Origin of the sequence: Paraburkholderia flagellata (genome assembly GCF_021390645.1) — a bacterium.
Classification (GTDB): Bacteria; Pseudomonadota; Gammaproteobacteria; order Burkholderiales; family Burkholderiaceae; genus Paraburkholderia; species Paraburkholderia flagellata.
The window spans coordinates 51443-74213 of record NZ_JAJEJT010000002.1 but is presented as its reverse complement, the minus strand read 5'-3'; the positions used below and the strand labels follow the sequence as shown (position 1 = coordinate 74213).

At 63.7% G+C, this 22771-nt stretch carries 21 protein-coding genes; 14 read left to right on the top strand and 7 right to left on the bottom strand.

Annotated features, from left to right (window positions below; genetic code table 11):
• Positions 1-42: 42 nt before the first annotated feature.
• The 3 genes from L0U83_RS14700 to L0U83_RS14690 form a co-directional block, all read right to left on the bottom strand.
• Positions 43-246, bottom strand: coding sequence for a glycine zipper 2TM domain-containing protein (locus tag L0U83_RS14700; RefSeq protein ID WP_233884092.1), 204 nt, complete (start codon positions 244-246; stop codon positions 43-45).
• 63 nt (positions 247-309) lie between these two features.
• Positions 310-1251 carry an AEC family transporter gene (locus tag L0U83_RS14695; protein WP_233884090.1) on the bottom strand — a complete coding sequence of 314 codons (942 nt, stop codon included), beginning with the start codon at positions 1249-1251 and terminating at the stop codon, positions 310-312.
• Positions 1252-1320: 69 nt separating this feature from the next.
• Complete coding sequence (locus tag L0U83_RS14690) at positions 1321-2808, bottom strand: DHA2 family efflux MFS transporter permease subunit (protein ID WP_233886521.1); 1488 nt, start codon at positions 2806-2808, stop codon at positions 1321-1323.
• A 231-nt stretch (positions 2809-3039) separates the two neighbouring features.
• On the opposite strand from L0U83_RS14690, the gene L0U83_RS14685 reads away from it, so the two are divergent.
• Positions 3040-3483: a MarR family winged helix-turn-helix transcriptional regulator gene (locus tag L0U83_RS14685; protein WP_201697296.1), complete on the top strand. Its 444-nt coding sequence runs from the start codon at positions 3040-3042 to the stop codon at positions 3481-3483.
• Positions 3484-3489: 6 nt separating this feature from the next.
• Here the strand turns inward: L0U83_RS14685 and L0U83_RS14680 are convergent, their stop codons facing one another.
• Both L0U83_RS14680 and L0U83_RS14675 read right to left on the bottom strand, forming a co-directional pair.
• Entirely contained in the window at positions 3490-4980 is a 1491-nt protein-coding gene (locus L0U83_RS14680) for an aldehyde dehydrogenase (RefSeq protein WP_233884088.1), read from the bottom strand.
• A gap of 80 nt (positions 4981-5060) precedes the next feature.
• A complete protein-coding gene (locus tag L0U83_RS14675; RefSeq protein ID WP_233884087.1) occupies positions 5061-5612 on the bottom strand; it encodes a cupin domain-containing protein in 552 nt (183 codons plus the stop codon).
• A gap of 440 nt (positions 5613-6052) precedes the next feature.
• Here L0U83_RS14675 and L0U83_RS14670 point away from each other — a divergent pair, with 440 nt between their 5' ends.
• The 12 genes from L0U83_RS14670 to L0U83_RS14615 all read left to right on the top strand — a co-directional run bounded on the left by L0U83_RS14670 (position 6053) and on the right by L0U83_RS14615 (position 20114).
• Positions 6053-6277, top strand: a complete 225-nt coding sequence (locus L0U83_RS14670) for a hypothetical protein (protein WP_233271840.1) — start codon at positions 6053-6055, stop codon at positions 6275-6277.
• Between the two features lie 278 nt (positions 6278-6555).
• Positions 6556-7365, top strand: coding sequence for a gamma-glutamyl-gamma-aminobutyrate hydrolase family protein (locus L0U83_RS14665; RefSeq protein ID WP_233884086.1), 810 nt, complete (start codon positions 6556-6558; stop codon positions 7363-7365).
• A gap of 31 nt (positions 7366-7396) precedes the next feature.
• Positions 7397-8731, top strand: coding sequence for a glutamine synthetase family protein (locus tag L0U83_RS14660; protein WP_233884085.1), 1335 nt, complete (start codon positions 7397-7399; stop codon positions 8729-8731).
• Between the two features lie 18 nt (positions 8732-8749).
• Positions 8750-10192, top strand: a complete 1443-nt coding sequence (locus L0U83_RS14655) for an aspartate aminotransferase family protein (protein ID WP_233884083.1) — start codon at positions 8750-8752, stop codon at positions 10190-10192.
• A gap of 75 nt (positions 10193-10267) precedes the next feature.
• Positions 10268-11389 carry a polyamine ABC transporter substrate-binding protein gene (locus tag L0U83_RS14650; protein ID WP_233884080.1) on the top strand — a complete coding sequence of 374 codons (1122 nt, stop codon included), beginning with the start codon at positions 10268-10270 and terminating at the stop codon, positions 11387-11389.
• 251 nt (positions 11390-11640) lie between these two features.
• Complete coding sequence (locus L0U83_RS14645) at positions 11641-12792, top strand: ABC transporter ATP-binding protein (protein ID WP_233884079.1); 1152 nt, start codon at positions 11641-11643, stop codon at positions 12790-12792.
• Between the two features lie 13 nt (positions 12793-12805).
• A complete protein-coding gene (locus L0U83_RS14640; RefSeq protein ID WP_267939365.1) occupies positions 12806-13777 on the top strand; it encodes an ABC transporter permease subunit in 972 nt (323 codons plus the stop codon).
• Positions 13774-14685, top strand: a complete 912-nt coding sequence (locus tag L0U83_RS14635; protein ID WP_233884078.1) for an ABC transporter permease subunit — start codon at positions 13774-13776, stop codon at positions 14683-14685. The genes L0U83_RS14640 and L0U83_RS14635 overlap by 4 nt, the downstream gene beginning before the upstream one ends.
• A gap of 88 nt (positions 14686-14773) precedes the next feature.
• Positions 14774-16366 (top strand): DUF3138 family protein, encoded by a 1593-nt coding sequence (locus tag L0U83_RS14630; protein ID WP_233884075.1) that lies wholly within the window; start codon positions 14774-14776, stop codon positions 16364-16366.
• 61 nt (positions 16367-16427) lie between these two features.
• Complete coding sequence (locus L0U83_RS14625; RefSeq protein ID WP_233884072.1) at positions 16428-17720, top strand: NAD(P)/FAD-dependent oxidoreductase; 1293 nt, start codon at positions 16428-16430, stop codon at positions 17718-17720.
• The gene (locus L0U83_RS14620; protein ID WP_233884069.1) at positions 17717-19024 is read left to right on the top strand and encodes an NAD(P)/FAD-dependent oxidoreductase; all 1308 of its coding nucleotides are present in this window, start codon (positions 17717-17719) and stop codon (positions 19022-19024) included. Before L0U83_RS14625 ends, L0U83_RS14620 begins: the two co-directional genes overlap by 4 nt.
• Before the next feature lie 115 nt (positions 19025-19139).
• Complete coding sequence (locus L0U83_RS14615) at positions 19140-20114, top strand: aldo/keto reductase (protein WP_233884067.1); 975 nt, start codon at positions 19140-19142, stop codon at positions 20112-20114.
• Here L0U83_RS14615 and pdxR read toward each other — a convergent pair.
• Entirely contained in the window at positions 20062-21594 is a 1533-nt protein-coding gene (gene pdxR, locus L0U83_RS14610; RefSeq protein WP_233884064.1) for a MocR-like pyridoxine biosynthesis transcription factor PdxR, read from the bottom strand. The genes L0U83_RS14615 and pdxR overlap by 53 nt on opposite strands.
• A gap of 102 nt (positions 21595-21696) precedes the next feature.
• Here pdxR and L0U83_RS14605 point away from each other — a divergent pair, with 102 nt between their 5' ends.
• Positions 21697-22161, top strand: coding sequence for a GNAT family N-acetyltransferase (locus tag L0U83_RS14605; RefSeq protein WP_233884062.1), 465 nt, complete (start codon positions 21697-21699; stop codon positions 22159-22161).
• An 18-nt stretch (positions 22162-22179) separates the two neighbouring features.
• On the opposite strand, the gene L0U83_RS14600 is transcribed toward L0U83_RS14605, so the two are convergent.
• Positions 22180-22761: a DUF3501 family protein gene (locus L0U83_RS14600; protein WP_233884060.1), complete on the bottom strand. Its 582-nt coding sequence runs from the start codon at positions 22759-22761 to the stop codon at positions 22180-22182.
• Positions 22762-22771 lie beyond the last annotated feature (10 nt).

Genomic DNA, 22771 nt, shown 5'->3' with positions numbered 1-22771 from the left:
GCAGCGGGCGACCCATGTAACTCTATGCGCGCGAGGCTTCGCTTACTTGCTCAGTTCATGCCCGATCACGCCGCCGGCCACGGCGCCGCCAACAGTACCGACCGCGCTGCCGTTGGTGGCCCGGTTGCCGACGTAGCCGCCCGCAGCGGCGCCGCCGAGCGTGCAGGCTCCCGTACCCGCCGCAGTGAGCACGACGGTAATGACGAGTGAAGCGCGCGCGGCGCTTAAGCGTCGTAGCCAGTTCATCGTCGATTCTCCTGATCGATGGTTGAGGCTTTCATGCCAGCAAGCACCGTGCCACGCCGGCTTTCAGCCGTGGTGCAGATGCAGCAGGATCAGCGTGAGCGTGACGAGCGAGCCGAGAGTGGAATGCAAAATGGTGCGCGAAGTCACGTGCGCCTCGCGGCGGTAGTACTCGGCGAGCATGAACGGGCCGGTGCCCGTGGGCAGCGCCGCGAGCAGCACCGCAATTTCCACGAGCTGGTCGGACAGCCCGAATACGCGCTCGGCCAGCCACCAGGTGATGAGCGGCTGCGCGACAAGCTTGGAGAGCGTGAGCCACCACGACGACTCGCGCGGCGCGTCGCCACTGGCACGGCGCTCGGCAAGAAAGAGGCCGAGGCTGACGAGCGCGCACGGACTCGCAGCGCCTCCCAGCAGCTTGAGGAACGTCTCCGCGCTCGCGGGCAGCGTGACATGTGCTGCGGAAACGACCGCCCCCAGCGCCGGCGCAACCAGCAACGGATTGCGCAGTAGCGAGCGTACGACCTTGATGGCGAGCCGGTGCGGACGCCGCTCGCTTTGCAGGCCCGTTTCGATCAGCACGATCGCAATGGCGAACAGCACGCAGACCACGAGAATCGTCGCGATGGTCGTGGGCGTGAGGCTCGACGGTCCGAACGCGATCATGCACAGCGGGAAGCCGACGTAGCCGGTATTCGGATACGCGGCAGCAAGTCCATCGATGCTCGCATCCGCGAGCGGGCGGCCGAGGAACACGCGCACACCCACCACGGCGACGAACACCGCGATCCCGGCAAGGCCGAACGCCGCGACGAATGCGGGCTGATACAACTCGTGCCACGTTGCGTGCGCAAGGATATCGAACAGCAGCGCGGGCAGCGCAAGCCATACAACGAAGCGGTTCAGCTCGGAAGCCGCGGCGGGGCCGAGGACATTCGTGCGACGGCAGGCGAAGCCCGCGAAAATGAGGCCGAAAACCGGCAAGAGAATGGAAACGGCAGAAAGCATCGGGATTCGTGAATGCAAAGCGCGCGGACGTGCCGCGCGCAAGGGTAAAACGCAAGACAGGCAGTTTCGCTAGTCCATGGCCGCGTGACTCGTATCGACGGTAGCGGCGCTCGGGCCGGTGCGGATCAGAAAGAGCAGCGGAATCACGAGCAGCGTGGCCACGAACATCATCTTGAAGTCGTTCAGGTACGCGATCATCTGGGCCTGCTGCGTGATCGACTGGTTGAGCACGGCAAGATCGTACCGCGAACCGCTTTCGAGCATCTGCTGAACTGCCGGATTGAACGGCGTGATATTCGCGGCGAGATCCGAATGCGCGATCTGCGTGCCGCGCGTGACAAAGGTCTGCACGATCGAAATGCCAATACTGCTGCCGATATTGCGCATGAGGCTATACGTGGCCGTCCCGTCCGCGCGCAGTTGCGGCGTAAGCGTCGAGAAAGTCAGCGCGGAAAGCGGCACGAACACGAAGCCGAGGCCAAAACCCTGCACCACGCCGGGCCACACGATATCCGAGGGCGAGAGCACGAGCGTGTACTGCATCATCTGCCAAAGCGCGTAAGCGGACACCACGAAGCCGAACAGCAGCATGACGCGGGGGTCCACGCGCTTCAGTATGCGCCCCGCTATCAGCATGGCGACCATGGTGCCCGCGCCGCTTGGCGCGGTAACGAGCCCCGTAGTGGCGACCGGATAGCCCATGAGGTTCTGCAGCATGGGCGGCAGCAGCGCGCGCGTGGCATAGAGCACCGCGCCAATCACGAAAATGAAGAGCGTGCCCGTCGCGAAGTTGCGGTCTTTCAGCAGTTGGTAACGAAAGAACGTGCCGGGCCCTGAAGATGCCGTATGCACGATGAAGAACGCGAACGCAATCACCGCAACCAGCGCTTCGATGCGGATTTCCAGCGAGCCGAACCAGTCAAGCTGCTCGCCGCGGTCGAGCAAGGCCTGCAGCGCACCGATGGCGAGCGCGAGCGTGGCGAAGCCGAACACGTCGAAGCGCTGCGTGCGGCCCGGCGTACGCGCGGGCATGAAGGTCGAAACGCCGAAGAACGCGAACAGGCCCACAGGCACGTTGATGAAGAACACCCAGCGCCAGTTGTAACTATCCGTGAGCCAGCCGCCCAGCGTGGGCCCCAGCACGGGTCCCACCATCACACCCATGCCCCATACCGCCATGGCTTGTCCCTGGCGCTCGCGCGGGTTGATGTCGAGAAGAATGGACTGCGAGAGCGGCACGAGCGACGCGCCGAACACGCCCTGCAAGAGCCGAGAGGCGACGATCTCGCCAAGCGTTTCGGAGAGCCCGCATAGCGCCGAGGCCACGGTGAAGCCAGCGATCGCCACGCCTAACAGCCGCTTCACGCCGTAGCGATCGGCGAGCCATCCCGTGAGCGGGGTAGCAATGGCCGCCGCGACAATATACGAGGTGAGCACCCAGGTGATCTCGTCCTGAGAGGCGGACAGTGTGCCCTGCATATGCGGCAGCGCGACATTGGCGATCGTGCTGTCCAGCGTCTGCATCAGCGTGGCAAGCATGATCGAGAGCGTGATCATGCCGCGATTGAGCGGGGCTTCCTTGCCCGACTCCGCCCGATGCTGCGCGGCGGCGCCGTCCTGCATGACTGCGGTCATCGTGCGGTTGTCTTGCGTCTATCGTGATTGGGGGCGCAGCGTCGAATTAATAAGCCTGCTTATTATACGACTCGCGCCTGTGGACGCAATCGGTATCGGACGGGAGACGACGCTCGCGCGAAGGCGCGAGCCACACGCCCGTATAATCGCGCGATGACTACCGACCTCGAAAAACGCTTTGGCTTCCTGGTCGTCGACGTGGGCCGGCTCTACGGCAAACGTTACGACGAGCTTGCGAAGTCGTCGCTCGAACTCACGCGCGCGCAGTGCCGCATGATCGCGTACCTCGCGCACTACGGCGACATGAACCAGGCACGTCTTGCCGAGCTGCTGGAAGTGGCGCCCATTTCCGCGGGGCGGCTGCTGGAGCGCATGGAAGAAGGCGGCTGGGTCGAGCGCACGCCCAACCCGGACGACCGCCGCGAATTGCTGGTGAGCCTCACGCCCAAGGCGGAAGGCGTGCTCACGGGCGCACGCCGCGTGGGCGACGAAGTGCAGGCGGAAGCCCTGGCGGGCTTCACGCCTGAAGAAGCTGAGCAGTTCAGTGCGATGCTTCAGCGGGTCCGCGCCAATCTCGGCGCGCTGGTGGAGCGGTAAATTGCGTTAGCGCAGCCGCACGAGCGTGGACTTGAGTTCCGTGTACTTCTCGAGCGCGTGCAACGACTTGTCGCGGCCGTTGCCCGATTCCTTGAAGCCGCCGAACGGGAAGTTCATGTCCCCGCCTTCGTCGTAGCAGTTCACCCACACCGTGCCCGCTCGCAGGCGGCGCGAAATATCATGCGCATGCATGAGATTGGCGGTCCACACAGCCGCTGCGAGCCCGTAGTCGCTATCGTTGGCAATGCGCACCGCCTCGTCGATCGTGTTGAACGTGATGACCGAGAGCACCGGCCCGAAAATTTCCTCGCGAGCGATCTTCGTGTCGTGATGCGTATCGAACACCGTGGGCTGCACGTAGAAGCCGCCGCCCTCCGCATTCACCCGCTCACCGCCGGTGAGCAGCTTCGAGTCCTTGCGGCCGGCCTCGATATAACTCAGCACCCGCTCTAGCTGAATCTTGTCGATGATCGCGCCCATCGACACAGCCGGATCGAGAGGATTCCCAGGCTTGTACGCCTTCGCGGCCTCGACGAGCTTCGCGAGGAACACGTCCTTGATCTCGTGATGGACGAGCAGACGCGAGCCCGCCGTGCACATCTCACCCATGTTGTAGAAGATGGCGCCTGCCGCTGCGTTTGCGGCACGGTCGAGATCCGGGCAATCGTGCAGCACGATGTTGGGCGACTTGCCGCCAAGTTCGAGCCACACGCGCTTGAGGTTCGACTGGCCCGCGTACTGCATGATCTGCTTGCCCACATTCGTCGATCCGGTGAACGCAATGCAGTCCACGTCGCGATGCAAGCCGAGCAGCTTGCCGGGCTCGCCGCCGCCCGGCAGCACGTTGAACACGCCCGCAGGAATGCCGGCCTCGTGCGCAAGCTGCGCCACGCGAATAGCCGTGAGCGGCGACTTCTCCGATGGCTTGAGCACGACGCTGTTGCCCGCGGCGAGCGCGGGCCCGAACTTCCACGAGGCCATCAGGATCGGGAAGTTCCACGGCACGACGGCGGCGACCACGCCAATGGGCTCGCGTGTGACGAGCCCCACGAGATGATGATCGGCAGGCACGACTTCGCCGCCGACCTTGTCGATGGCTTCCGCGAACCATTCCACACAGTAGGCCGCACCCGGCACGTCGACGGTGGTCGTGTCGCCAATGGGCTTGCCTGCGTCCAGCGTTTCGAGCAATGCCAGTTCGTCGAGATGCTCGCGCATGAGCGCAGCCCAGCGCAGCAGAACGGCCTTGCGCGCGCGCGGATTCAGGCCTGCCCATACGCCTTCGTCGAACGCGCGGCGCGCGGCGCCGACCGCGGCATCGACATCGGCTGCGCCGCAATCGGCCACGCTTGCGAGCACACGGCCGTCGATCGGGCTCACGCAGTCGAACGTGCGGCCCGAATAGGCGTCACGGTACGCGCCGTCGATGTATGCACGGCCTTCGATCGAAAGCGTCGCGGCCTTGTCCTGCCAGTAAGCGAGAGTTTTCTTTTCCATCAGGATGCCTCAATGATTTGCGATCCACCTCGCGCGCCGCATGGCGGAGCGAGGAGGAACAGGTTCGCGCGATCAGGGAGTCAGAAGGTGGGCGGCGAATTGGCCGACACCACTTCGCAGACTTCGTTCGCGCTGGGGTTGCGAAACCGGTGCGGGAAGCGGCTTTCGAAGTAGTAGCTGTCTCCGGGGTCGAGCAGCCAGGTCGTGCCATCCACGGTCAGCTCGAGTTGCCCGACGACCACCACGCCGCCTTCGTGCCCCGCATGCACCAGCATTTCAGGGCCAGTGTCGGCCAGCGGCTGATAGACCTCGCGCATGATGCCCATGTTGCGGTCCTTCACGTTCGCGCCGGCCAGATAGAACTCGATCGATTCGTTGCCGAGGTTCGGCATTTCGCCGCGCCGCGACACGACTTCTGTCCCTTCGGTCAGATCAAATGTGAAGAATTCGGCGAGGCTCATCGGTATGCATTCGAGCAGCTTCTTGAGCGAGCCCACTGAGGGGCTGACGCGGCTTTGCTCGATCAGCGAGATCGCGCCATTGGTCACACCCGCACGCTTGGCGAGTTCACGCTGCGACAACCCATAGCGTTTGCGAACATAGCGCAGGCGCGTGGCGACTTCGGATGACACAGAGGAAGACTCGGACACGATGAAGAACCGTTGGCAGGGTGCGCGTAGGAGCGCGGTGGACGTGTTGAATATTCTAATCAGTTTGCTTTATTTTGCGTCAGTACAAACCCCTGTAAGTTATTCGAAATATAAGTACAGGTGCCGATATTTCGCACAGCGTGCTATTTCTCGGGGCACTCGGGGAAAGTGCTGACATCAAAAACGTGAAAAAATAATTGACGCCCTTTTTGACTCGTATATGCTGAACTACAGGTCGAACACTGCATCGTTTCTGTCGCGTTGCAACGCAAAAACCGCGTTTTATGCGAGAAACATAGCGAGTCGGCTGAGTTTGGAAAGCCATACATCGATGTCGTTCAATGTTTAATGCATCGCTCAAATTGACGGCCTCGAATGCTTGATCCAGACGTCTTTTTCAACGCAACCAGTCGAGTGTTATTGTGAGAGTCCGTGGCCCTCTGGTGAGGTGGGATCGTAGTCATGCGAGGTGTCTTCGCAGTGACTGCTCCGCCATCGCCGACGGCAGTAGCGGCAGGCTTGCCTCTCGCCTGTTCCTGTCCGTCTTCACGATCCTTTCCCGCCGCTCCGTTCGGCGTCATAACTCCGTCTCCGCGCGCGCCTTCATTGCCGTCCATACGGACGAAGTCGCGTCGCTGCTGCCCTAGCGCCTCTCCTTCCTGCGCCGTTCGTTTTCTTCGCCGTCGTTTGTTCGCGAGGTGTCTCGTCGCGCCTCTACGATGTGGTTGCGCACGCCTGAACACAGTCGCGCCTCACAACGGCAAGAAACGAACCGCCTACATGATCTCCACGCGCAGCGCCATGCGTTAGCGCCGCTGCGCGGAGCACACAGGGTTTGTAGTTTTGCGTCCCGCAAGGCTGCAAGGTCATGTCACGCCCGTCGCATCGATATGTTCCGCACGGGCAAGCAAGCGAATCATTAGTCATGCGAACCAGACCAATAGTTGGTGTCACCGCAGACCGCACGATGATGGGAGCGCACGCGTCACACGTTGCTGGTGAGAAGTACATCGGCGCAGCGGTGGACGGCGCAGGCGCACTCGCATTCGTGCTGCCGGCACTTGGCGAGCGGCAGGCTGCGTCCGACATTCTCGAAGCCGTCGATGGACTGCTTTTCACGGGCAGTTATTCGAACGTCGAGCCGCATCGTTATGGCGGCCCGGCGAGCGAAGCCGGCACGCTGCACGACCCCGCTCGCGACGCCACCACGCTGCCGCTCATGCGCGCCGCGATCGAGGCTGGCGTGCCGGTGCTCGCCATCTGCCGCGGCTTCCAGGAGATGAACGTGGTGTTCGGCGGCACGCTGCATCAGCAGGTGCATAACGTCGCACGCTACGACGACCATCGCGAGAACAAGGACGATCCGCTCGACACGCAATACGGTCCGGCGCACGCGTTGAAGCTCGTGGAAGGCGGTCTGCTGCAACGGCTCGCAGGCGGCGCACGCGAAGCACGCGTGAACTCACTGCACGGCCAGGGTATCGAGCGGCTGGGTGCGGGCCTCGTGGCCGAGGCATTCGCACCCGACGGCCTCATCGAAGCGGTGAGCGTGGCGAACGCGCACAGCTTCGCGCTTGGCGTGCAATGGCACCCCGAGTGGAAACATGCCGACGACGCGCTGTCCACCGCCATCTTCCACGCGTTCGGCGAGGCCTGCCGCAACCACATGCTGGCCCGAATACCGGGCGGGGCCGGACACGACGTGGCGCACGCGCCGCGCGCCGTCCACGCCTGATGCCGGCCCATACAGAACAGAGAGAAAGATCATGCATGAAATCGACGAATTCCTGAAGAAGCACCACATCACCGAAATCGAAGCGATCATCCCCGACATGGCGGGCATCGCGCGCGGCAAGATCATTCCGCGCAGCAAGTTCGAGTCGGGCGAGTCCATGCGCTTGCCGCAAGCCGTGATGATCCAGACCGTGACGGGCGATTATCCCGAAGACGGCAGCCTCACCGGCGTCACCGATCCCGACATGGTGTGCGTGCCGGACGCGTCCACCATCCGCATCATTCCGTGGGCCGTCGATCCCACGGCGCAGGTGATTCACGATTGCGTCCACTTCGACGGCACGCCCGTCGAGATCTCGCCGCGCCGTGTGCTGCGCCGCGTGCTCGAACTTTATGAAGCGAAGGGCTGGAAGCCCATCATTGCTCCAGAACTCGAGTTCTATCTCGTCGACATGAACAAGGACCCGGACATTCCGCTCGCGCCGCCCATCGGCCGCACGGGCCGTCCGGAAACCGGCCGCCAGGCGTACTCGATCGAAGCGGTGAACGAGTTCGATCCGCTCTTCGAAGACATCTACGAGTACTGCGATATTCAGGACCTCGAAGTCGATACGCTGATTCACGAGGTCGGCGCCGCGCAGATGGAAATCAACTTCATGCACGGTGAACCGCTGGGTCTCGCCGACCGCGTGTTCCTGTTCAAGCGTACGGTGCGTGAAGCCGCGCTGCGCCATCATATGTACGCCACGTTCATGGCGAAGCCGATGGAGAACGAGCCGGGCTCGGCCATGCACATTCACCAGAGCCTCATCTCGGCGGAAAGCGGCCAGAACCTCTTCACGGGTTCGGACGGCAAGCCCACGGACATGTTCCATGCGTACATCGCCGGCCTGCAGAAGTACACGCCAGCGCTGATGCCGATCTTCGCGCCGTACATCAACTCGTATCGCCGCCTGTCGCGCTTCATGGCCGCGCCGATCAACGTCGCGTGGGGCTACGACAACCGCACCGTGGGCTTTCGCGTGCCGTATTCGTCGCCGGCTGCGCGCCGTGTGGAGAACCGCATTCCGGGCGTGGACACCAACCCGTATCTCGCGATCGCCGCGACACTCGCGGCCGGCTATCTCGGCATGACGCAGCACCTGAAGCCCACGGAGCCGCTCGTGAGCGACGGCTACGCGCTGCCGTACCAGTTGCCGCGCAACCTCGAAGAGGGCCTCACGTTGATGAGCGCGTGCGAGCCGCTCAACGACCTCCTCGGCGAGAAGTTCGTGCGCGCCTACCTGGCGCTGAAGGAAACCGAATACGAAGCGTATTTCCGCGTGATCAGTTCGTGGGAACGCAAGCACCTGCTGCTGCACGTGTAAACGAAAGGAGACAAAGTAATGAGCTATCGAATCGACGCCCCCGCGAGCGCGCTGCAGGAAGTGCCGACGACGCTGCGCGCCCAGCCCACCCGCACGACGCGCTCGACGAGCGAATACCGCGCGCTGGACGCCGCGCATCACATTCATCCGTTTTCGGACATGGGGTCGCTGAACAAGGCGGGCAGCCGTGTGATCGTGAAGGCGAAAGGTGTGTACCTGTGGGACTCGGAAGGCAACCAGATCATCGACGGCATGGCCGGGCTCTGGTGCGTGAACGTGGGCTATGGCCGCAAGGAACTGGCCGACGCCGCCTACGAGCAGATGCAGGAACTGCCCTTCTACAACACGTTCTTCAAGACCACGCACCCGCCGGTCATTGAATTGTCGGCGTTGCTCGCACAGCTTTCGCCCGAGCCGTTCAACCACTTCTTCTATTGCAACAGCGGCTCCGAAGGCAACGACACGGTGCTGCGCATCGTGCATCAATACTGGCTCACGCAAGGCAAGCCCTCGAAGAAGGTCGTCATTTCGCGCAGGAACGCGTATCACGGTTCGACGATCGCGGGCGGCACGCTGGGCGGCATGGGCTACATGCACGAGCAAATGCCTTCGAAGGTCGAGAACATCGTGCACATCGACCAGCCGTACTTCTATGGCGAAGCACAAGGCGACATGTCGCCCGAGGAGTTCGGTCTCGCGCGTGCACAGCAGCTCGAAGCGAAGATTCTCGAAGTGGGCGCGGAGAACGTGGCCGCCTTTATCGGCGAGCCGTTCCAGGGCGCGGGCGGCGTGATCTTCCCGCCCTCCACCTACTGGCCGGAAATTCAGCGCATTTGCCGCAAGTACGACGTCCTGCTCTGCGCCGACGAAGTGATCGGCGGCTTTGGCCGCACCGGCGAATGGTTCGCGCATCAGCACTTCGGCTTCGAGCCGGATCTCATCACGATGGCCAAGGGCCTCACGAGCGGCTATGTGCCGATGGGTGCGGTGGGCATTCACGACCGCGTGGCCAAAGCGCTCATCGAGAACGGCGACTTCAATCACGGCCTCACGTATTCGGGGCATCCCGTGGCGGCAGCCGTGGCCGTTGCGAACCTCAAGCTGCTGCGCGACGAAGGCATCGTGACGCAGGTGAAGAACGACACCGGCCCGTACTTCCAGCAACGCCTGCGCGAGACCTTCGCCAATCATCCGATCATCGGTGACATCTCGGGTACGGGTCTCGTGGCGGGTCTGCAGCTCGCGGAAGATCCGAAGGCGCGCAAGCGCTTCGCGAATGGCGGCGACGTGGGCACGCTCTGCCGCGACTTCTGCTTCAACGGCAATCTCATCATGCGCGCCACGGGCGACCGCATGCTGCTCTCGCCGCCGCTCGTCGTCACGCGCGGCGAGATCGATGAAATCGTGTCGAAGGCGAAGAGAGCCATCGACGCAACTGCGCAACAGCTGGGTCTTTCTTAACGCGACTTGTCCACGGCGGGCGGTGCAACGGGGTGCTGGGCCTCCCGCCGATCTTCATCTTCAGGGGAAAGCAACATGAGTGTTAGTCATCTTCGTCATGCGGTCGCACTTGCGGCCCTCGCAGCGTGTGCGGGCCTCACGGCCATCTCGAGCCAGTCTGCACACGCGGCCGACGGCGATTTGAACGTCTACAACTGGTCCGACTACATTGCGAAGGACACCATCCCGAACTTCGAAAAAGAAGCGGGCATCAAGGTCAAGTACGACAACTACGACAGCGACGATACGCTGCAAGCCAAACTGCTCGCCGGCAGCTCGGGCTATGACATCGTTGTGCCCACATCGAACTACATGGCCAAGCAGATTCAGGCCGGCGTGTACCAGAAGCTCGACAAGTCGAAGATCCCCAACCTCGCGAACCTCGATCCCGTGCTCATGCACATGATCGCCGACGCCGATCCGGGCAATCAGTACGGCGTGCCCTGGGCGTTCGGCACCGACGGCATCGGCTACAACAAGCAGGCGGTGGAAAAGGCGCTCGGCGCGAACGCGCCCGTAGATAGCTGGGCGCTCGTGTTCGACCCGCAGAATCTCTCGAAGCTCAAGGGCTGCGGCGTGTCGTTCCTCGACCAGGCCGTGGACGTGTTTGCCGCGACGCTGCAATACATGCACAAGGACCCCAACAGCACGAACCCCGCCGACTACCAGGCCGCGTTTGAAGTGCTGAAGAAAGTCCGCCCGTATATCACCCAGTTCAATTCGTCGGGCTATATCAACGACCTCGTGAACAACGACATCTGCGTCGCCGTGGCATGGTCGGGCGACGTCGGCATCGCGCATCGCCGCGCAGAGGAAGCCAAGCGCTCGTATGACGTCAAGTTCTCGAACGTGAAGGAAGGCGGCCTGCTGTGGTTCGACGTGATGGTCATCCCGAAGGACGCGCCGCACCCCGAGAACGCGATGAAGTGGATCAACTACATCTCGGACCCGAAGGTCAACGCGCAAATCACCAACGAAGTGTTCTACCCGACCGCGAACAAGGCCGCACGCCAGTTCGTGACCCCGGCAGTTGCGCAGGACGCGACGGTGTACCCGCCGGAAGACGTGCTCAAGAAGATGACGCTGATGAAGCCGATGCCGGCTGACATTCTGCGCCTCGAAAACCGCCTGTGGGCCCAGTTGAAGACGGGCCACTGACACCCTGATCACCCCCTGAAGGAAACAAGAAGGAGACGACGCGGAAGAGGGATCGCTCGACCCCTCTCCGCCTGAAGTGTGCAATTCCGAAGTCCGGCCGCGCAGCGCCGCCCCCCTTTTTTGACGACGCGCGCGAGCCATTCCCGAGCTCCGTTCGCAGTACTAATCGCGAGTCGCACCGTGCGCCCCGTGCGGGGCGACTCGCGCCTGAAAAACGCGTACTGCGATCAGAAAGGAACCAAGATCAGATCATGAATTCGACGTCTAAAGTCAACGCCCCAGAAGCTCTGCGCGCCAACGCGACCCCGGCAAAGAACGACGCGTTCGTGCGTATCGAAAACGTCGTCAAGAAGTTCGGCGACAGCACCGCCGTGGACAACGTAAGCCTGAACATCGCCAAGAACGAGCTGTTTGCGCTGCTCGGCAGTTCGGGCTGCGGCAAGTCCACCCTGCTGCGCATGCTCGCGGGCCTCGAAACGGCCACGTCGGGCCGCATCTTCGTCGACGGCGAAGACCTCGCGTCGCTGCCCCCGTACCGACGCCCCGTCAACATGATGTTCCAGTCGTATGCGCTCTTCCCGCACATGAGCGTGGAGTCGAACGTCGCGTTCGGCCTCAAGCAGGAAGGCGTGCCGAAGAACGAGATTCGCGAGCGCGTCGCCGATGCCCTCAACCTCGTGCAGATGGGCCGCTACGCGAAGCGCAAACCGCATCAGCTCTCCGGCGGCCAGCAGCAGCGCGTGGCGCTTGCGCGCTCGCTCGTGAAGCGCCCAAAGCTCCTGCTGCTCGACGAACCGATGTCGGCGCTCGACAAGAAGATCCGCCAGAAGACCCAGCTCGAACTCGTGAACATCATCGAGAAGGTCGATGTCACCTGTGTGATGGTCACGCACGATCAGGAAGAGGCGATGACCATGGCCAACCGCCTCGCCGTGATGAGCGAGGGCCGCATCGTGCAGATCGGCTCGCCGGGCGAAGTGTACGAGTTCCCCAACAGCCGCTTCTCGGCCGAGTTCATCGGCTCGACCAACCTGTTCGAAGGCAAGGTCGTCGAGGACGAACCCGATCACATCTTCGTGGAAAGCGAAGACCTCGAAACGCGCATGTACGTGAGCCACGGCGTGACCGGGCCGCTCGGCATGCCCGTCGGTATTTCGGTGCGCCCCGAGCGCGTGCGCGTGACGCGCGAAAAGCCCGGCACGCCGCACAACTGGGCGCGCGGCGTGGTCACGGATGTTGCCTACATGGGCAGCTATTCGCTCTATCACGTGCGCCTGCCAGGCGGCAAGGTGGTCGTCTCGAACCTCTCCAGCTCGCACCTCATGAACGAGGGCGCGCCCGCCTGGAACGACGACGTCTATGTGTCCTGGTCGCCGGCCAGCGGCGTCGTGCTCACGCAGTAAGGAGGCCTGAATCATGAGTACCACTATTCCCACCACGCCTGGGTCAGGCCGTGCAGCCGCAGACGCCCGCCGTGGCGCGCTCGCGCGCTTCTTCTCTCGCTTCGTGCCCTCGGGCCGCACCGCCGTGATCGGCGTGCCGTTCATCTGGCTCACGCTGTTCTTTGCCGTGCCCTTCGTGCTCGTGTTCAAGATCAGCTTCGCCGACCAGATGATGGCGGTGCCGCCCTACACGAACCTGGTGCAGATGAAGGACGGCGTCGTGCACTTCGCACTGCAGCTCGGCCACTACGCGTTCCTGCTGCAGGACGACCTGTACATCGCCACCTACATCAGCTCGCTGAAGATGGCGGCCGTTTCCACCATCTTCTGCCTCCTGATCGGCTATCCGATCGCCTACTACATCGCGCGCTCGAATCCCGCCACGCGCAACCTGCTCATGATGGGCGTGATGCTGCCGTTCTGGACGTCGTTCCTGATCCGCGTGTATGCGTGGATCGGCATCCTCAAAGACGACGGCCTGCTCAATCACACGCTCATGGCCATCGGCCTCATCCATTCGCCGCTGCGGCTCTATCACAGCGACGCGGGCGTCTATATCGGCATGGTCTATTCGTACCTGCCGTTCATGGTGATGCCGCTCTACGCGCACCTCGTGAAGATGGACCTCACGCTGCTCGAAGCCGCCTATGACCTGGGCGCGAAGCCCTGGGTGGCGTTCACGCGGATCACGCTGCCGCTCTCGAAGAACGGAATCATCGCGGGCAGCCTGCTCGTGTTCATTCCGGCCGTTGGCGAGTACGTGATTCCCGAACTGCTCGGCGGCGCCGACACGCTCATGATCGGCCGCGTGATGTGGGATGAGTTCTTCAACAACATGGACTGGCCGATGGCCTCCGCCGTGACGGTCGCGATGGTGCTGCTGCTGCTCGTGCCGATGGCCCTCTTTCAGCACAACCAGGTCAAGCAACTGGAGGAAGGCAAATGATCAAGCCCAACCGTACGCTTTCCGCGGGCGTTCTCACCCTCGGATTCCTCTTCCTCTACATCCCGATCATCAGCCTCGTCGTGTACTCGTTCAACGAGTCGAAGCTCGTCACGGTGTGGTCTGGCTTCTCGCTGAAGTGGTATTCGGCGCTGCTGCAGGACGAGGAGTTGCTCAGCGCGGCGTGGCTGTCGCTGAAGATCGGTCTGATGACGGCATTCGCATCGGTTGTGATCGGCACGTGGGCCGGCTTCGTGCTCGCGCGCATGGGCCGCTTCAGGGGCTTCGCGCTCTTCGCCGGCATGATCAACGCGCCGCTCGTGATTCCCGAAGTCATTCAGGGCATTTCGCTGCTGCTGCTGTTCGTCGCGATGGAACAGTTCCTCGGCTGGCCGAAAGGTCGTGGCGTCCTGACCATGTGGATCGGTCACGTGATGCTGTGCGTGTCCTACGTGGCGATCATCGTGCAGTCGCGCGTGAAGGAGATGAACAAGTCGCTCGAGGAGGCCGCGCTCGATCTTGGCGCTACGCCCTTCAAGGTGTTCTTCGTCATCACGCTGCCACTGATCTCGCAGGCGCTCATTTCGGGCTGGCTGCTCTCGTTCACGCTTTCGATCGACGACCTCGTGCTCTCCGCGTTCCTCTCGGGCCCGGGCTCGACCACGCTGCCGCTCGTGGTGTTCTCGCGTGTGCGTCTCGGCCTGAATCCGGAGATGAATGCGCTTGCCACGCTCTTCATCAGCGCGGTGACGATCGGCGTGATCGCCGCCAACCAGATCATGTCGGCGCGCGAAAAGAAGCGCCTGCGCGACATGCAGCTCGCCTTCGTCCAGCCCGATGCCGCAGAAGCCATCAAGCCAGCAGCGCCCGCTGGCGCGGTGGGCGCACCCATCGGTCGCCGCGCGGCCTGATGAGGATTGCCAGGCAAAAAGGAGCGGGTCGCGCCGCTCCTCACCGCACTCGAACTGATTGCAATAACGACCAACAAGGAGAATTTCGATGAAGAAGAAGTTAATCTGTCTGCTGGTGGCCGGGGCGCTGCCAGGGCTCGCGCTAGCGGACTCGACCAGCGAACAGATCAAGGCCCTGCAGGCGCAGCTGAATGCCCTGCAAAAAGAGGTGAAATCACTCAAGACCGAACTGGCGCAATCGAAGCCCACCGCGAAGACGGCAGCCACGGCGCCGGCCATGCCGGCCACACCGGTCACCGCCGCCGCTCCGGTCGTGGACATCAGCTCGCCCGACTACGGCAAGGCGCAGGCGAACCTGACCAACGACCAGGTCGATGCGATGAAGCAGCAGATCGCGAGCCAGCAGCTCAAGGTCGATTCGCTCACCGACGCCGCCAATACCGGGCCGCTCGCGGGCCTTTCGATCACCGGCTACATCGACCCGACGTATATCTACAACCGCGCGCCGGGTACTTCGTCGTTCCTGTTCGCGAACCATACGGGTGCGTATAACTACTTCAACAGCACGTTCGGCGATGTCTATCTGGACATCAAGAAGACCTTCGGCGTAGGCCCGATGGCGCCTTCGGCCGAAATCACGCTCATGCCCAACCGCGGCAACGGCATCACGCTGCTGCAGAACGAGCATGGCGAGATCGGCAACAACATCCTGAACACGGCGGTCGTTACCGTGCCGGTGACCTCGACGGGCACGTTCGTCGCCGGTCTCATGCCGAGCTTCGGCGGCTATGAGGTGCAGCAGTCCAACCAGATGCTCACGCTCACGCACAACCTGCTCTACGACTTCTCGGATCCGGGCAGCTATGTGGGCATTGGCTGGAACTACACGCCGGACGGCAGCCAGTGGGCGTTCAAGTTCATGGTCGGCAACGAGCAGTACCGCACCAACGGCGCGGTCGTGCAGACGGGCCAGAACGCACTGGGCGACCCGATCACCACGAGCAACAGGATCCCGACCTTCACGGCGCGCGCCGACTACACCTGGTCGAGCGCGCTCGACGTTGGCGGCTCGTTCAATATCGGCCGCCAGACGCTGCCGAGCGCATTCGATTCGACGACGGGCCAGGCCGTGTACGGCGTGGGCGGCCAGGCATCGAGCTCGGGCGGCTACTTCTTCTTCGGCGAAGTGGACGCGACCTACACGCAAGCGGACATCCAGTACAACGCCGAAGTCGATTACGGCCAGCAGCAGCGCGCCGCGTTCAACGGCGGCAACGCGCAGTGGTACGGCTTCTCGCTGCTCGCACACCGCAAGTTCAACGCACCGGTGGTGGGCCGCATGGGCGTGACCGCACGCTACGACCTGCTCGCCAACAGCAAGAACGGCGGCGGCGGCGGCGGCATCGTGCTGAATTCGAACGGCATGGACACGGCCAACGGCTTCGGCATTGGTGCGGACTGCCTGGCGAATTCGCAGGCAGGCGGCGGATTTGGCTTCGAGTGCAAGGGCGCGACGCGCCAGGACGTAGCGCTGGACCTGCTGTTCTTCCCGACGCAGCAGATCCAGGTGAAGGTGGAATATCGCCACGACTGGGCCACGCAGCGCGTGTTCCTGAACAGCGACGGCTCGTACAGCAAGAGCAACGATTTGCTCGGCGCGCAGTTCATCTACTCGTTCTGATGAAGTCGCAGCGGGCGTCGGCCTTGTGCTGTCGCCCGCTGTTTCCTGGTACGCTTTTCCTATGCTCAAATTCGCCAATCAGCCTCATGCCCCGTCGTGGTACGCGGCCACCGCCAACGACACCGCCACGCACCCCGCACTGGAAGGTGCGATCGATGCCGATGTCTGTGTGGTCGGCGCGGGCCTCACGGGCATTTCCGCCGCGCTCAACCTCGCTGAGCGCGGCCACCGCGTCGCGCTCGTCGAAGCCTCGCGAGTGGGGTGGGCCGCAAGCGGCCGCAACGGCGGGCAGTTGATCGGCGGATTTGCCTGCGACATTGACACGTTCGCGCAGTTCATGCCCGAAGCCGAGGTCCGTCAGGTGTGGGACATGGGCCTCGAAACACTCGACATCGTGAAGCGGCGCGTCAAGCAGCACAACATCGACTGCGCGCTCACAGAAGGCTATTTCACCGCCGCGAACAAAGCGCGCGACGTGGATGCACTCAAGCGCTGGCGCGACGAAGCGGCGCAGCGCTTCGGCTACGACCGCTTCCGGTACGTGGGCGGCGACGGTGTGGGTCGCTATGTAGCGTCGTCACGCTATCCGGGCGGCCTCTACGATCCCGATAGCGGCCATCTGCATCCGCTCAACTACACGCTTGGACTTGCGCGCGCGGCGGTCGAAGCGGGCGGGCGCGTGTATGAGAACAGCGCCGTCACGCACCTGCGCGAAGAAAACGGCGGACATGTGGTCGAAACCGCGCGGGGCAACGTGCGCGCGAAATTCGTTGTGCTCGCATGCAATACGTATTTGGGCGATCTCGCGCCGGCGCTCTCGCGCAAGATCATGCCCGTGGGCACCTATGTGATCGCCACCGAAAAGCTGGGCGCCGAACGCATGAATGCGCTGATGCCGGCTCAGGCTGCCGTATGCGACAGCCGCTTCGTACTCGACTACTTCCGTCCCGCGCCGGACACGCGCCTGCTTTGGGGCGGTAAGGTGAGCTATTCCACCTTCGCGCCGCCCAATCTGGGCGAAGCCATGCGCCGCGACATGCTGAAAACGTTTCCCCAACTCGCCGATGTGAAGGTGGACTACGCGTGGGGCGGCTACGTGGACATCACGATGAACCGCGCGCCGCACTTCGGCCGCCTCTCGCCCACGGTGTATTTCGCGCAGGGCTTCTCGGGCCACGGCGTGAACACCACGGGACTCGCGGGCACCCTGATCGCCGAAGCCATTCACGGCCAGGCCGCGCGCTTCGACCTGTTCGGCAAGATCCGTCACCGCGATTTCCCCGGCGGCGCTACACTGCGAACCCCTGCCCTCGTGCTCGCGATGGCGTGGTATCGGATGAAGGACCTGCTTTGACGACACTCGACCTCGACGCCCAGGCGGACGCCCTCGCCCGCCACTCGTACTACGAAGCCACCGCCACGCGCCCCGCCGCCGACGACCCCGTGCTCGAAGGCACGCTCGACGCCGACGTCTGCGTGATCGGCGCGGGCTTCGCCGGGCTCTCGGTGGCGCTTGAGTGCCGCGCACGCGGCCTTTCGGTCGCGGTGCTCGACGCGCATCGTCCCGGCTGGGGCGCCTCGGGCCGCAACGGCGGGCAGACGCTCGTAGGCTTCGCGAAAGACGAAGTGCTCGAAAAGCAGCTCGGCGCGCAGGGCATACGCGCGGCGTGGGCGCTTTCCATCGAAGGCGTGAACCTCGTGCGCGAGCGCATTGCGCGCTATGGCATCGATTGCGACTTCACGCCGGGCTATCTGACCGTTGCGACGAAAACAAAACGCGTGCCCGATCTGCGCGCGTGGATGGACGCGGCGCGCACGCGCTGGGGCTACGACCGCCTCGAATGGCTCGATACCGACGCTACGCGCGCACGTGTGGCGTCGCAGCGCTATATCGCGGGCGTCTACGATCCGGTCTCGGGCCATCTTCATCCGCTCAAGTATTGTCTGGGCCTCGCTGCCGCCGCGCGCCGCGAAGGCGCGCAACTCTTCGCGCATACGCGCGCGCTCGAAGTCGTGCGCGGCGCCCGGCCCGTGGTGAAGACCTCGCACGGCGAAGTGCGCTGCCGTTTCGTGGTGTCGTGCAGCAACGCCGCGCCGGGTGGCGTACTGCCAGGCGCCGTGGCCGCGCGCATCGCGCCGATCGCGTCGTACATCATTGCGACCGAGCCGCTTGGGCGCGAGCTGGCCGACTCGTTGATCGCGCAACGTTCCGCCGTGTGCGACAACAACTTCTTTCTCGACTATTTCCGCGTCTCGGCGGACAACCGCATGCTGTTCGGCGGCCGCGCCGATTCGACTGGCGCCGCGCCCGAACGCCTTACAACGGCCATGCAAACGCGCATGAGCGATACGTTCCCGCAAATCGCCGGCGCGCGCGTGGAATACGCGTGGGGCGGCTTCGTTGACGTCACGCGCAACCGAGCGCCCGACTTCGGCACGATCGACCCGAATTATTACTATGTGCAAGGCTTTTCGGGGCACGGTGTCGCGCTCACGGGCATTGCCGGGCGTCTCGTTGCGCAGGCCATCGTGGGCGAGCGCGCCTCGTTCGATCTGTTCGCGCAACTGCGGCACGCGCGCTTCCCCGGCGGCCCCGCGTGGCGGCGGCCCGCGCTCGAAATCGGCATGCTTTATCACCGCGTGATGGAAATGTTCTGAAGCGGCGCGCCCTGCACGTTCTCCCCGCCTGTTATACCCTTGCGAAAGTCCGCCGCCCTTGCGCGGCGCACGCACTTCCTCTGCTTGAATCGCCTTTTCGCCAGGAGCAACAGCAATGGATTACGTCAGGTTCGGCTCGACAGGGCTGCAGGTTTCGCGTCTTTGCCTCGGTTGCATGACTTACGGCGTGGCCGAGCGCGGCACGCACCCGTGGACGCTAGGCGAGGAAGCCAGCCGTCCGCTCATCCGCCAGGCGCTCGACGCCGGCATCAACTTCTTCGACACCGCGAACACCTACTCGGACGGCACCTCGGAGGAGATCGTCGGGCGCGCGCTGCGCGACTTCGTCAAGCGCGACGACATCGTGCTCGCTACGAAGGTGTACAACCGCATGCGGCCCGGTCCGAACGGCCAGGGCCTTTCGCGCAAGGCCATCCTCACGGAAATCGACCATAGCCTCAAGCGGCTCGGTACCGATTACGTTGATCTCTACCAGATCCATCGCTGGGACTACAACACGCCCATCGAAGAAACGCTCGAAGCACTGCATGACGTGGTGAAAGCGGGCAAGGCGCGTTACATCGGCGCTTCGTCCATGCATGCGTGGCAGTTCAGCAAGGCGCTCTACACGTCGCGCCTGAACGGCTGGACTGAGTTCGTGAGCATGCAGGACCACGTGAACCTGCTGTATCGCGAGGAAGAGCGCGAAATGCTGCCGCTGTGCGCCGATCAGGGCATTGCCGTGATGCCGTGGAGCCCGCTCGCGCGCGGCCGCCTCACGCGCGACTGGAACGAAACGAGCGAGCGCGAGGCAACCGACAAGTTCGGCAAGACGCTCTACGGCGCCGACGCGGACAAAGCCATTATCGATGCGGTCGCAACCATCGCGCGTGCGCACAACGTCTCGCGCGCACAGGTCGCACTCGCGTGGCTGCTGCACAAGCCCAGCATCACTTCGCCGATCATCGGCGCCTCGAAGCCGCAGCATCTCGAAGACGCCGTCGCGGCCCTCTCGCTCAAGCTCTCCGACGAAGAGATCAAATCGCTTGAAGCGCCTTATCTGCCGCATGTGATCGCGGGCCATCAGTAAGCGGCGCGGCCGCGGCCAGCCGTTCGCGCACGATGCGAGCGAGCGTCTGCATGAGGGTGTCGGCAACGTGCGGCGGCGTTTCCGCATAGCCGAGCAGGAAGCCGTTGTAGCGCGTGGCGTCCGGTGCATCGACGCAGTACGCGCTCAATGGCGAGAGATGCAGGCCATGGGCGCGCGCGGCTTCGCTCACATCGGCGTCGGTGAGCGCTGCGTCGAGGCGCACGCTCAGATGCATGCCGCCCGCGTCCGCCGATACCGTCATCACCCCTGCCAGATGTTTGTCGATTGCCGCGACGAGGCCGTCGCGGCGCTCTTCGTAGAGCTTGCGCATGCGCCGCAAGTGGCGCGCGTAGCGCCCGCTTTCGATGAATTCCGCAAGCGCCAGTTGTTCCGCCACGCGCCCCTGGCGCATGAGCGTGTGATGCGCCTGCGCGAACTGCGCCGCCACACGCTGCGGCACGATCATGAAGCCGATGCGCAGGGCCGGAAAGAGCGTCTTGCTGAAGGTGCCGAGATAAATCACGGGTGCATCGTCGGCAAGGCCCTGGATCGACGGCAACGGCGGTCCGTCGTGGCGCAATTCACTGTCGTAGTCGTCTTCGACGATCCACGCGCCGCAAGCTCGCGCCTGCTCGATCAGCGCGAGCCGCCGCTCGAGGCTCAGCACGCAGCCAAGCGGATACTGGTGCGACGGCGTGAGATAAACGAGTCGCGGCGGCCGCTCACGCCAGTCCTCGGAGCGCGCCGCCATGCCCGCCGCATCCACACTCATCGGCACGAGTTGCAGCCCCGCGGCCGTAAAAGCCACGCGCGCGCCCAGATAGCCCGGATTTTCGATCCACGCGCGTTCGCCCTCGTCCGCGAACAGACGTGCGCACAAGTCGAGGCTCGACTGCGTGCCCTCCGTGACGAACACCTGGCCGGGCTGGCAGCGCACGCCGCGCGAAACCCGCACGTATTGCGCAATGGCCTGGCGCAGCGCCGGCATGCCCGCGCTGTCGCCATAGCCGAGATCGTGCGCGCGCAACTCGCGCAATGCACGCTCGACGGCGGTGCGCCATTGCGCGTAGGGAAACGCGTCGAGCGCGGGCACGCCTGGGCGCAGCGCCTTGGGACCGTCGCGGCCGGTGCGGCGCGGCGGCAGTTCGCGCACGCGGCGCGCGAGCGCAGGCGCGGGATCTTCGCGCAGCGCGGATTGTGCAGGCGTGGCCGCCGCAGTCGCGTTGACCGCGTTGACGACCGAACCATGGCGCGTAGCGCTGACAAAACCCTCTTCCACGAGCCGCTCGTACGCATAGAGCACCGAATTGCGCGCAATGCCGAGTTGCTCTGCGAGCGCACGGCTCGACGCGAGGCGCGTGCCGCGGCCAATGTCGCCGTCAAGAATCGCGCGGCGCAGGCTCTCGTAAAGCAGGTCCTGCTGCGTGAGCTTGCGCACGGCGCGCTTCGCATAGGCCGCCATCATCAACGCGTAGTCCAAACCCGTGGCTCCATGGTTCTATGTTTCGGTGGGACTAACAATGGTGCCACAAGTCGCTTACGCTTGGGGGTTTGGGCAAGCCTGCAAACAAGGAGACAACACATGACCGACACGACGCTTCAAGTCCGCGCCGTCGCGCCCGACGATTTCGATGCGTGGCTGCCGCTATGGGACGGCTATAACCGCTTTTACGGCCGCTTCGACGCCACCGCGCTGCCGCAGCACATCACGCGCACGACCTGGTCGCGCTTCTTCGATGGCTATGAGCCCATGCACGCGTTCATCGCCGTGCGCGGCGAACGCGTGCTCGGTCTCGTGCATTTCATCTATCACCGCAACACGATTCTGGAAGGGCCGATCTGCTATTTGCAGGATCTCTTCACCGTGGAGGACGCGCGCGGCCAGGGCGTGGGCCGCGCGCTGATCGAGGCCGTGTATGCGCACGCGAAGGCGTCGAATTCGTCGCGCGTGTACTGGCACACGCACGAGACGAATCACACGGCGATGCGGCTTTACGACGATGTGGCCGTGAAGCCTGGCTTCGTCATGTACCGCAAGGACGTTTGATCGGGCGTGTAAAGCGCCTCAGGCAAGATCCTTGAGCAACGAGGCGCGCACTTCCCCGTCGATGGTCTGTGTCGGCACGCGGTAATTCGGATGATCGCAGCCTATCGCGAGCGCGGCGCCTTCGCGCAGCCGCGTTTTCATCTGCGGCGTGAGTTCGAAACGCACGAAGTGCACCGCCGAGGTCTTTTCGGCGTTTTCGCGTTCGAGGTCTTCATCGGCAATCGCGTAGACGGGCGGCTCGTCTTCCACCTGAACGAACACTTTGTCCTCGATGCCGATGAGCCGCGCGAGCGCCGCGTGACGCTCGACTTCGCTTTCGTATTCGAGCTGCATGGTCGCCTTCAGGTTACCGCCGTCGGGCACGAGCGGCAGATAGGCCGCGAGTTCGCCCTGAATGCCGTCTTCGTCGAAGATCTTTTCGATGTGCAGCATCTCCTGAATCTGATAGCGGATCGTGGTTTCATCCTCGAACAGGAACGTGAGGTGATTACCGAGCGACACCACGCGCTGCTTCTTGTGTTCGATGATGCGTTTGCGCATATCGCCCCGCACCTTGGCGTAGGCTTCCAGCGTCAACAGCGAATTTCTCGCGATCGTCATGAGTCGTGCC

What these genes read in the sequence shown, in the direction of transcription:
- L0U83_RS14700 (WP_233884092.1), bottom strand. Translation starts at nt 246, where the DNA reads ATGAACTGGCTACGACGCTTAAGCGCCGCGCGCGCTTCACTCGTCATT.
- L0U83_RS14695 (WP_233884090.1), bottom strand. Translation starts at nt 1,251, where the DNA reads ATGCTTTCTGCCGTTTCCATTCTCTTGCCGGTTTTCGGCCTCATTTTC.
- L0U83_RS14690 (WP_233886521.1), bottom strand. Translation starts at nt 2,808, where the DNA reads ATGATCACGCTCTCGATCATGCTTGCCACGCTGATGCAGACGCTGGAC.
- L0U83_RS14685 (WP_201697296.1), top strand. Translation starts at nt 3,040, where the DNA reads ATGACTACCGACCTCGAAAAACGCTTTGGCTTCCTGGTCGTCGACGTG.
- L0U83_RS14680 (WP_233884088.1), bottom strand. Translation starts at nt 4,980, where the DNA reads ATGGAAAAGAAAACTCTCGCTTACTGGCAGGACAAGGCCGCGACGCTT.
- L0U83_RS14665 (WP_233884086.1), top strand. Translation starts at nt 6,556, where the DNA reads ATGCGAACCAGACCAATAGTTGGTGTCACCGCAGACCGCACGATGATG.
- L0U83_RS14660 (WP_233884085.1), top strand. Translation starts at nt 7,397, where the DNA reads ATGCATGAAATCGACGAATTCCTGAAGAAGCACCACATCACCGAAATC.
- L0U83_RS14655 (WP_233884083.1), top strand. Translation starts at nt 8,750, where the DNA reads ATGAGCTATCGAATCGACGCCCCCGCGAGCGCGCTGCAGGAAGTGCCG.
- L0U83_RS14650 (WP_233884080.1), top strand. Translation starts at nt 10,268, where the DNA reads ATGAGTGTTAGTCATCTTCGTCATGCGGTCGCACTTGCGGCCCTCGCA.
- L0U83_RS14645 (WP_233884079.1), top strand. Translation starts at nt 11,641, where the DNA reads ATGAATTCGACGTCTAAAGTCAACGCCCCAGAAGCTCTGCGCGCCAAC.
- L0U83_RS14640 (WP_267939365.1), top strand. Translation starts at nt 12,806, where the DNA reads ATGAGTACCACTATTCCCACCACGCCTGGGTCAGGCCGTGCAGCCGCA.
- L0U83_RS14635 (WP_233884078.1), top strand. Translation starts at nt 13,774, where the DNA reads ATGATCAAGCCCAACCGTACGCTTTCCGCGGGCGTTCTCACCCTCGGA.
- L0U83_RS14630 (WP_233884075.1), top strand. Translation starts at nt 14,774, where the DNA reads ATGAAGAAGAAGTTAATCTGTCTGCTGGTGGCCGGGGCGCTGCCAGGG.
- L0U83_RS14625 (WP_233884072.1), top strand. Translation starts at nt 16,428, where the DNA reads ATGCTCAAATTCGCCAATCAGCCTCATGCCCCGTCGTGGTACGCGGCC.
- L0U83_RS14615 (WP_233884067.1), top strand. Translation starts at nt 19,140, where the DNA reads ATGGATTACGTCAGGTTCGGCTCGACAGGGCTGCAGGTTTCGCGTCTT.
- L0U83_RS14605 (WP_233884062.1), top strand. Translation starts at nt 21,697, where the DNA reads ATGACCGACACGACGCTTCAAGTCCGCGCCGTCGCGCCCGACGATTTC.
- L0U83_RS14600 (WP_233884060.1), bottom strand. Translation starts at nt 22,761, where the DNA reads ATGACGATCGCGAGAAATTCGCTGTTGACGCTGGAAGCCTACGCCAAG.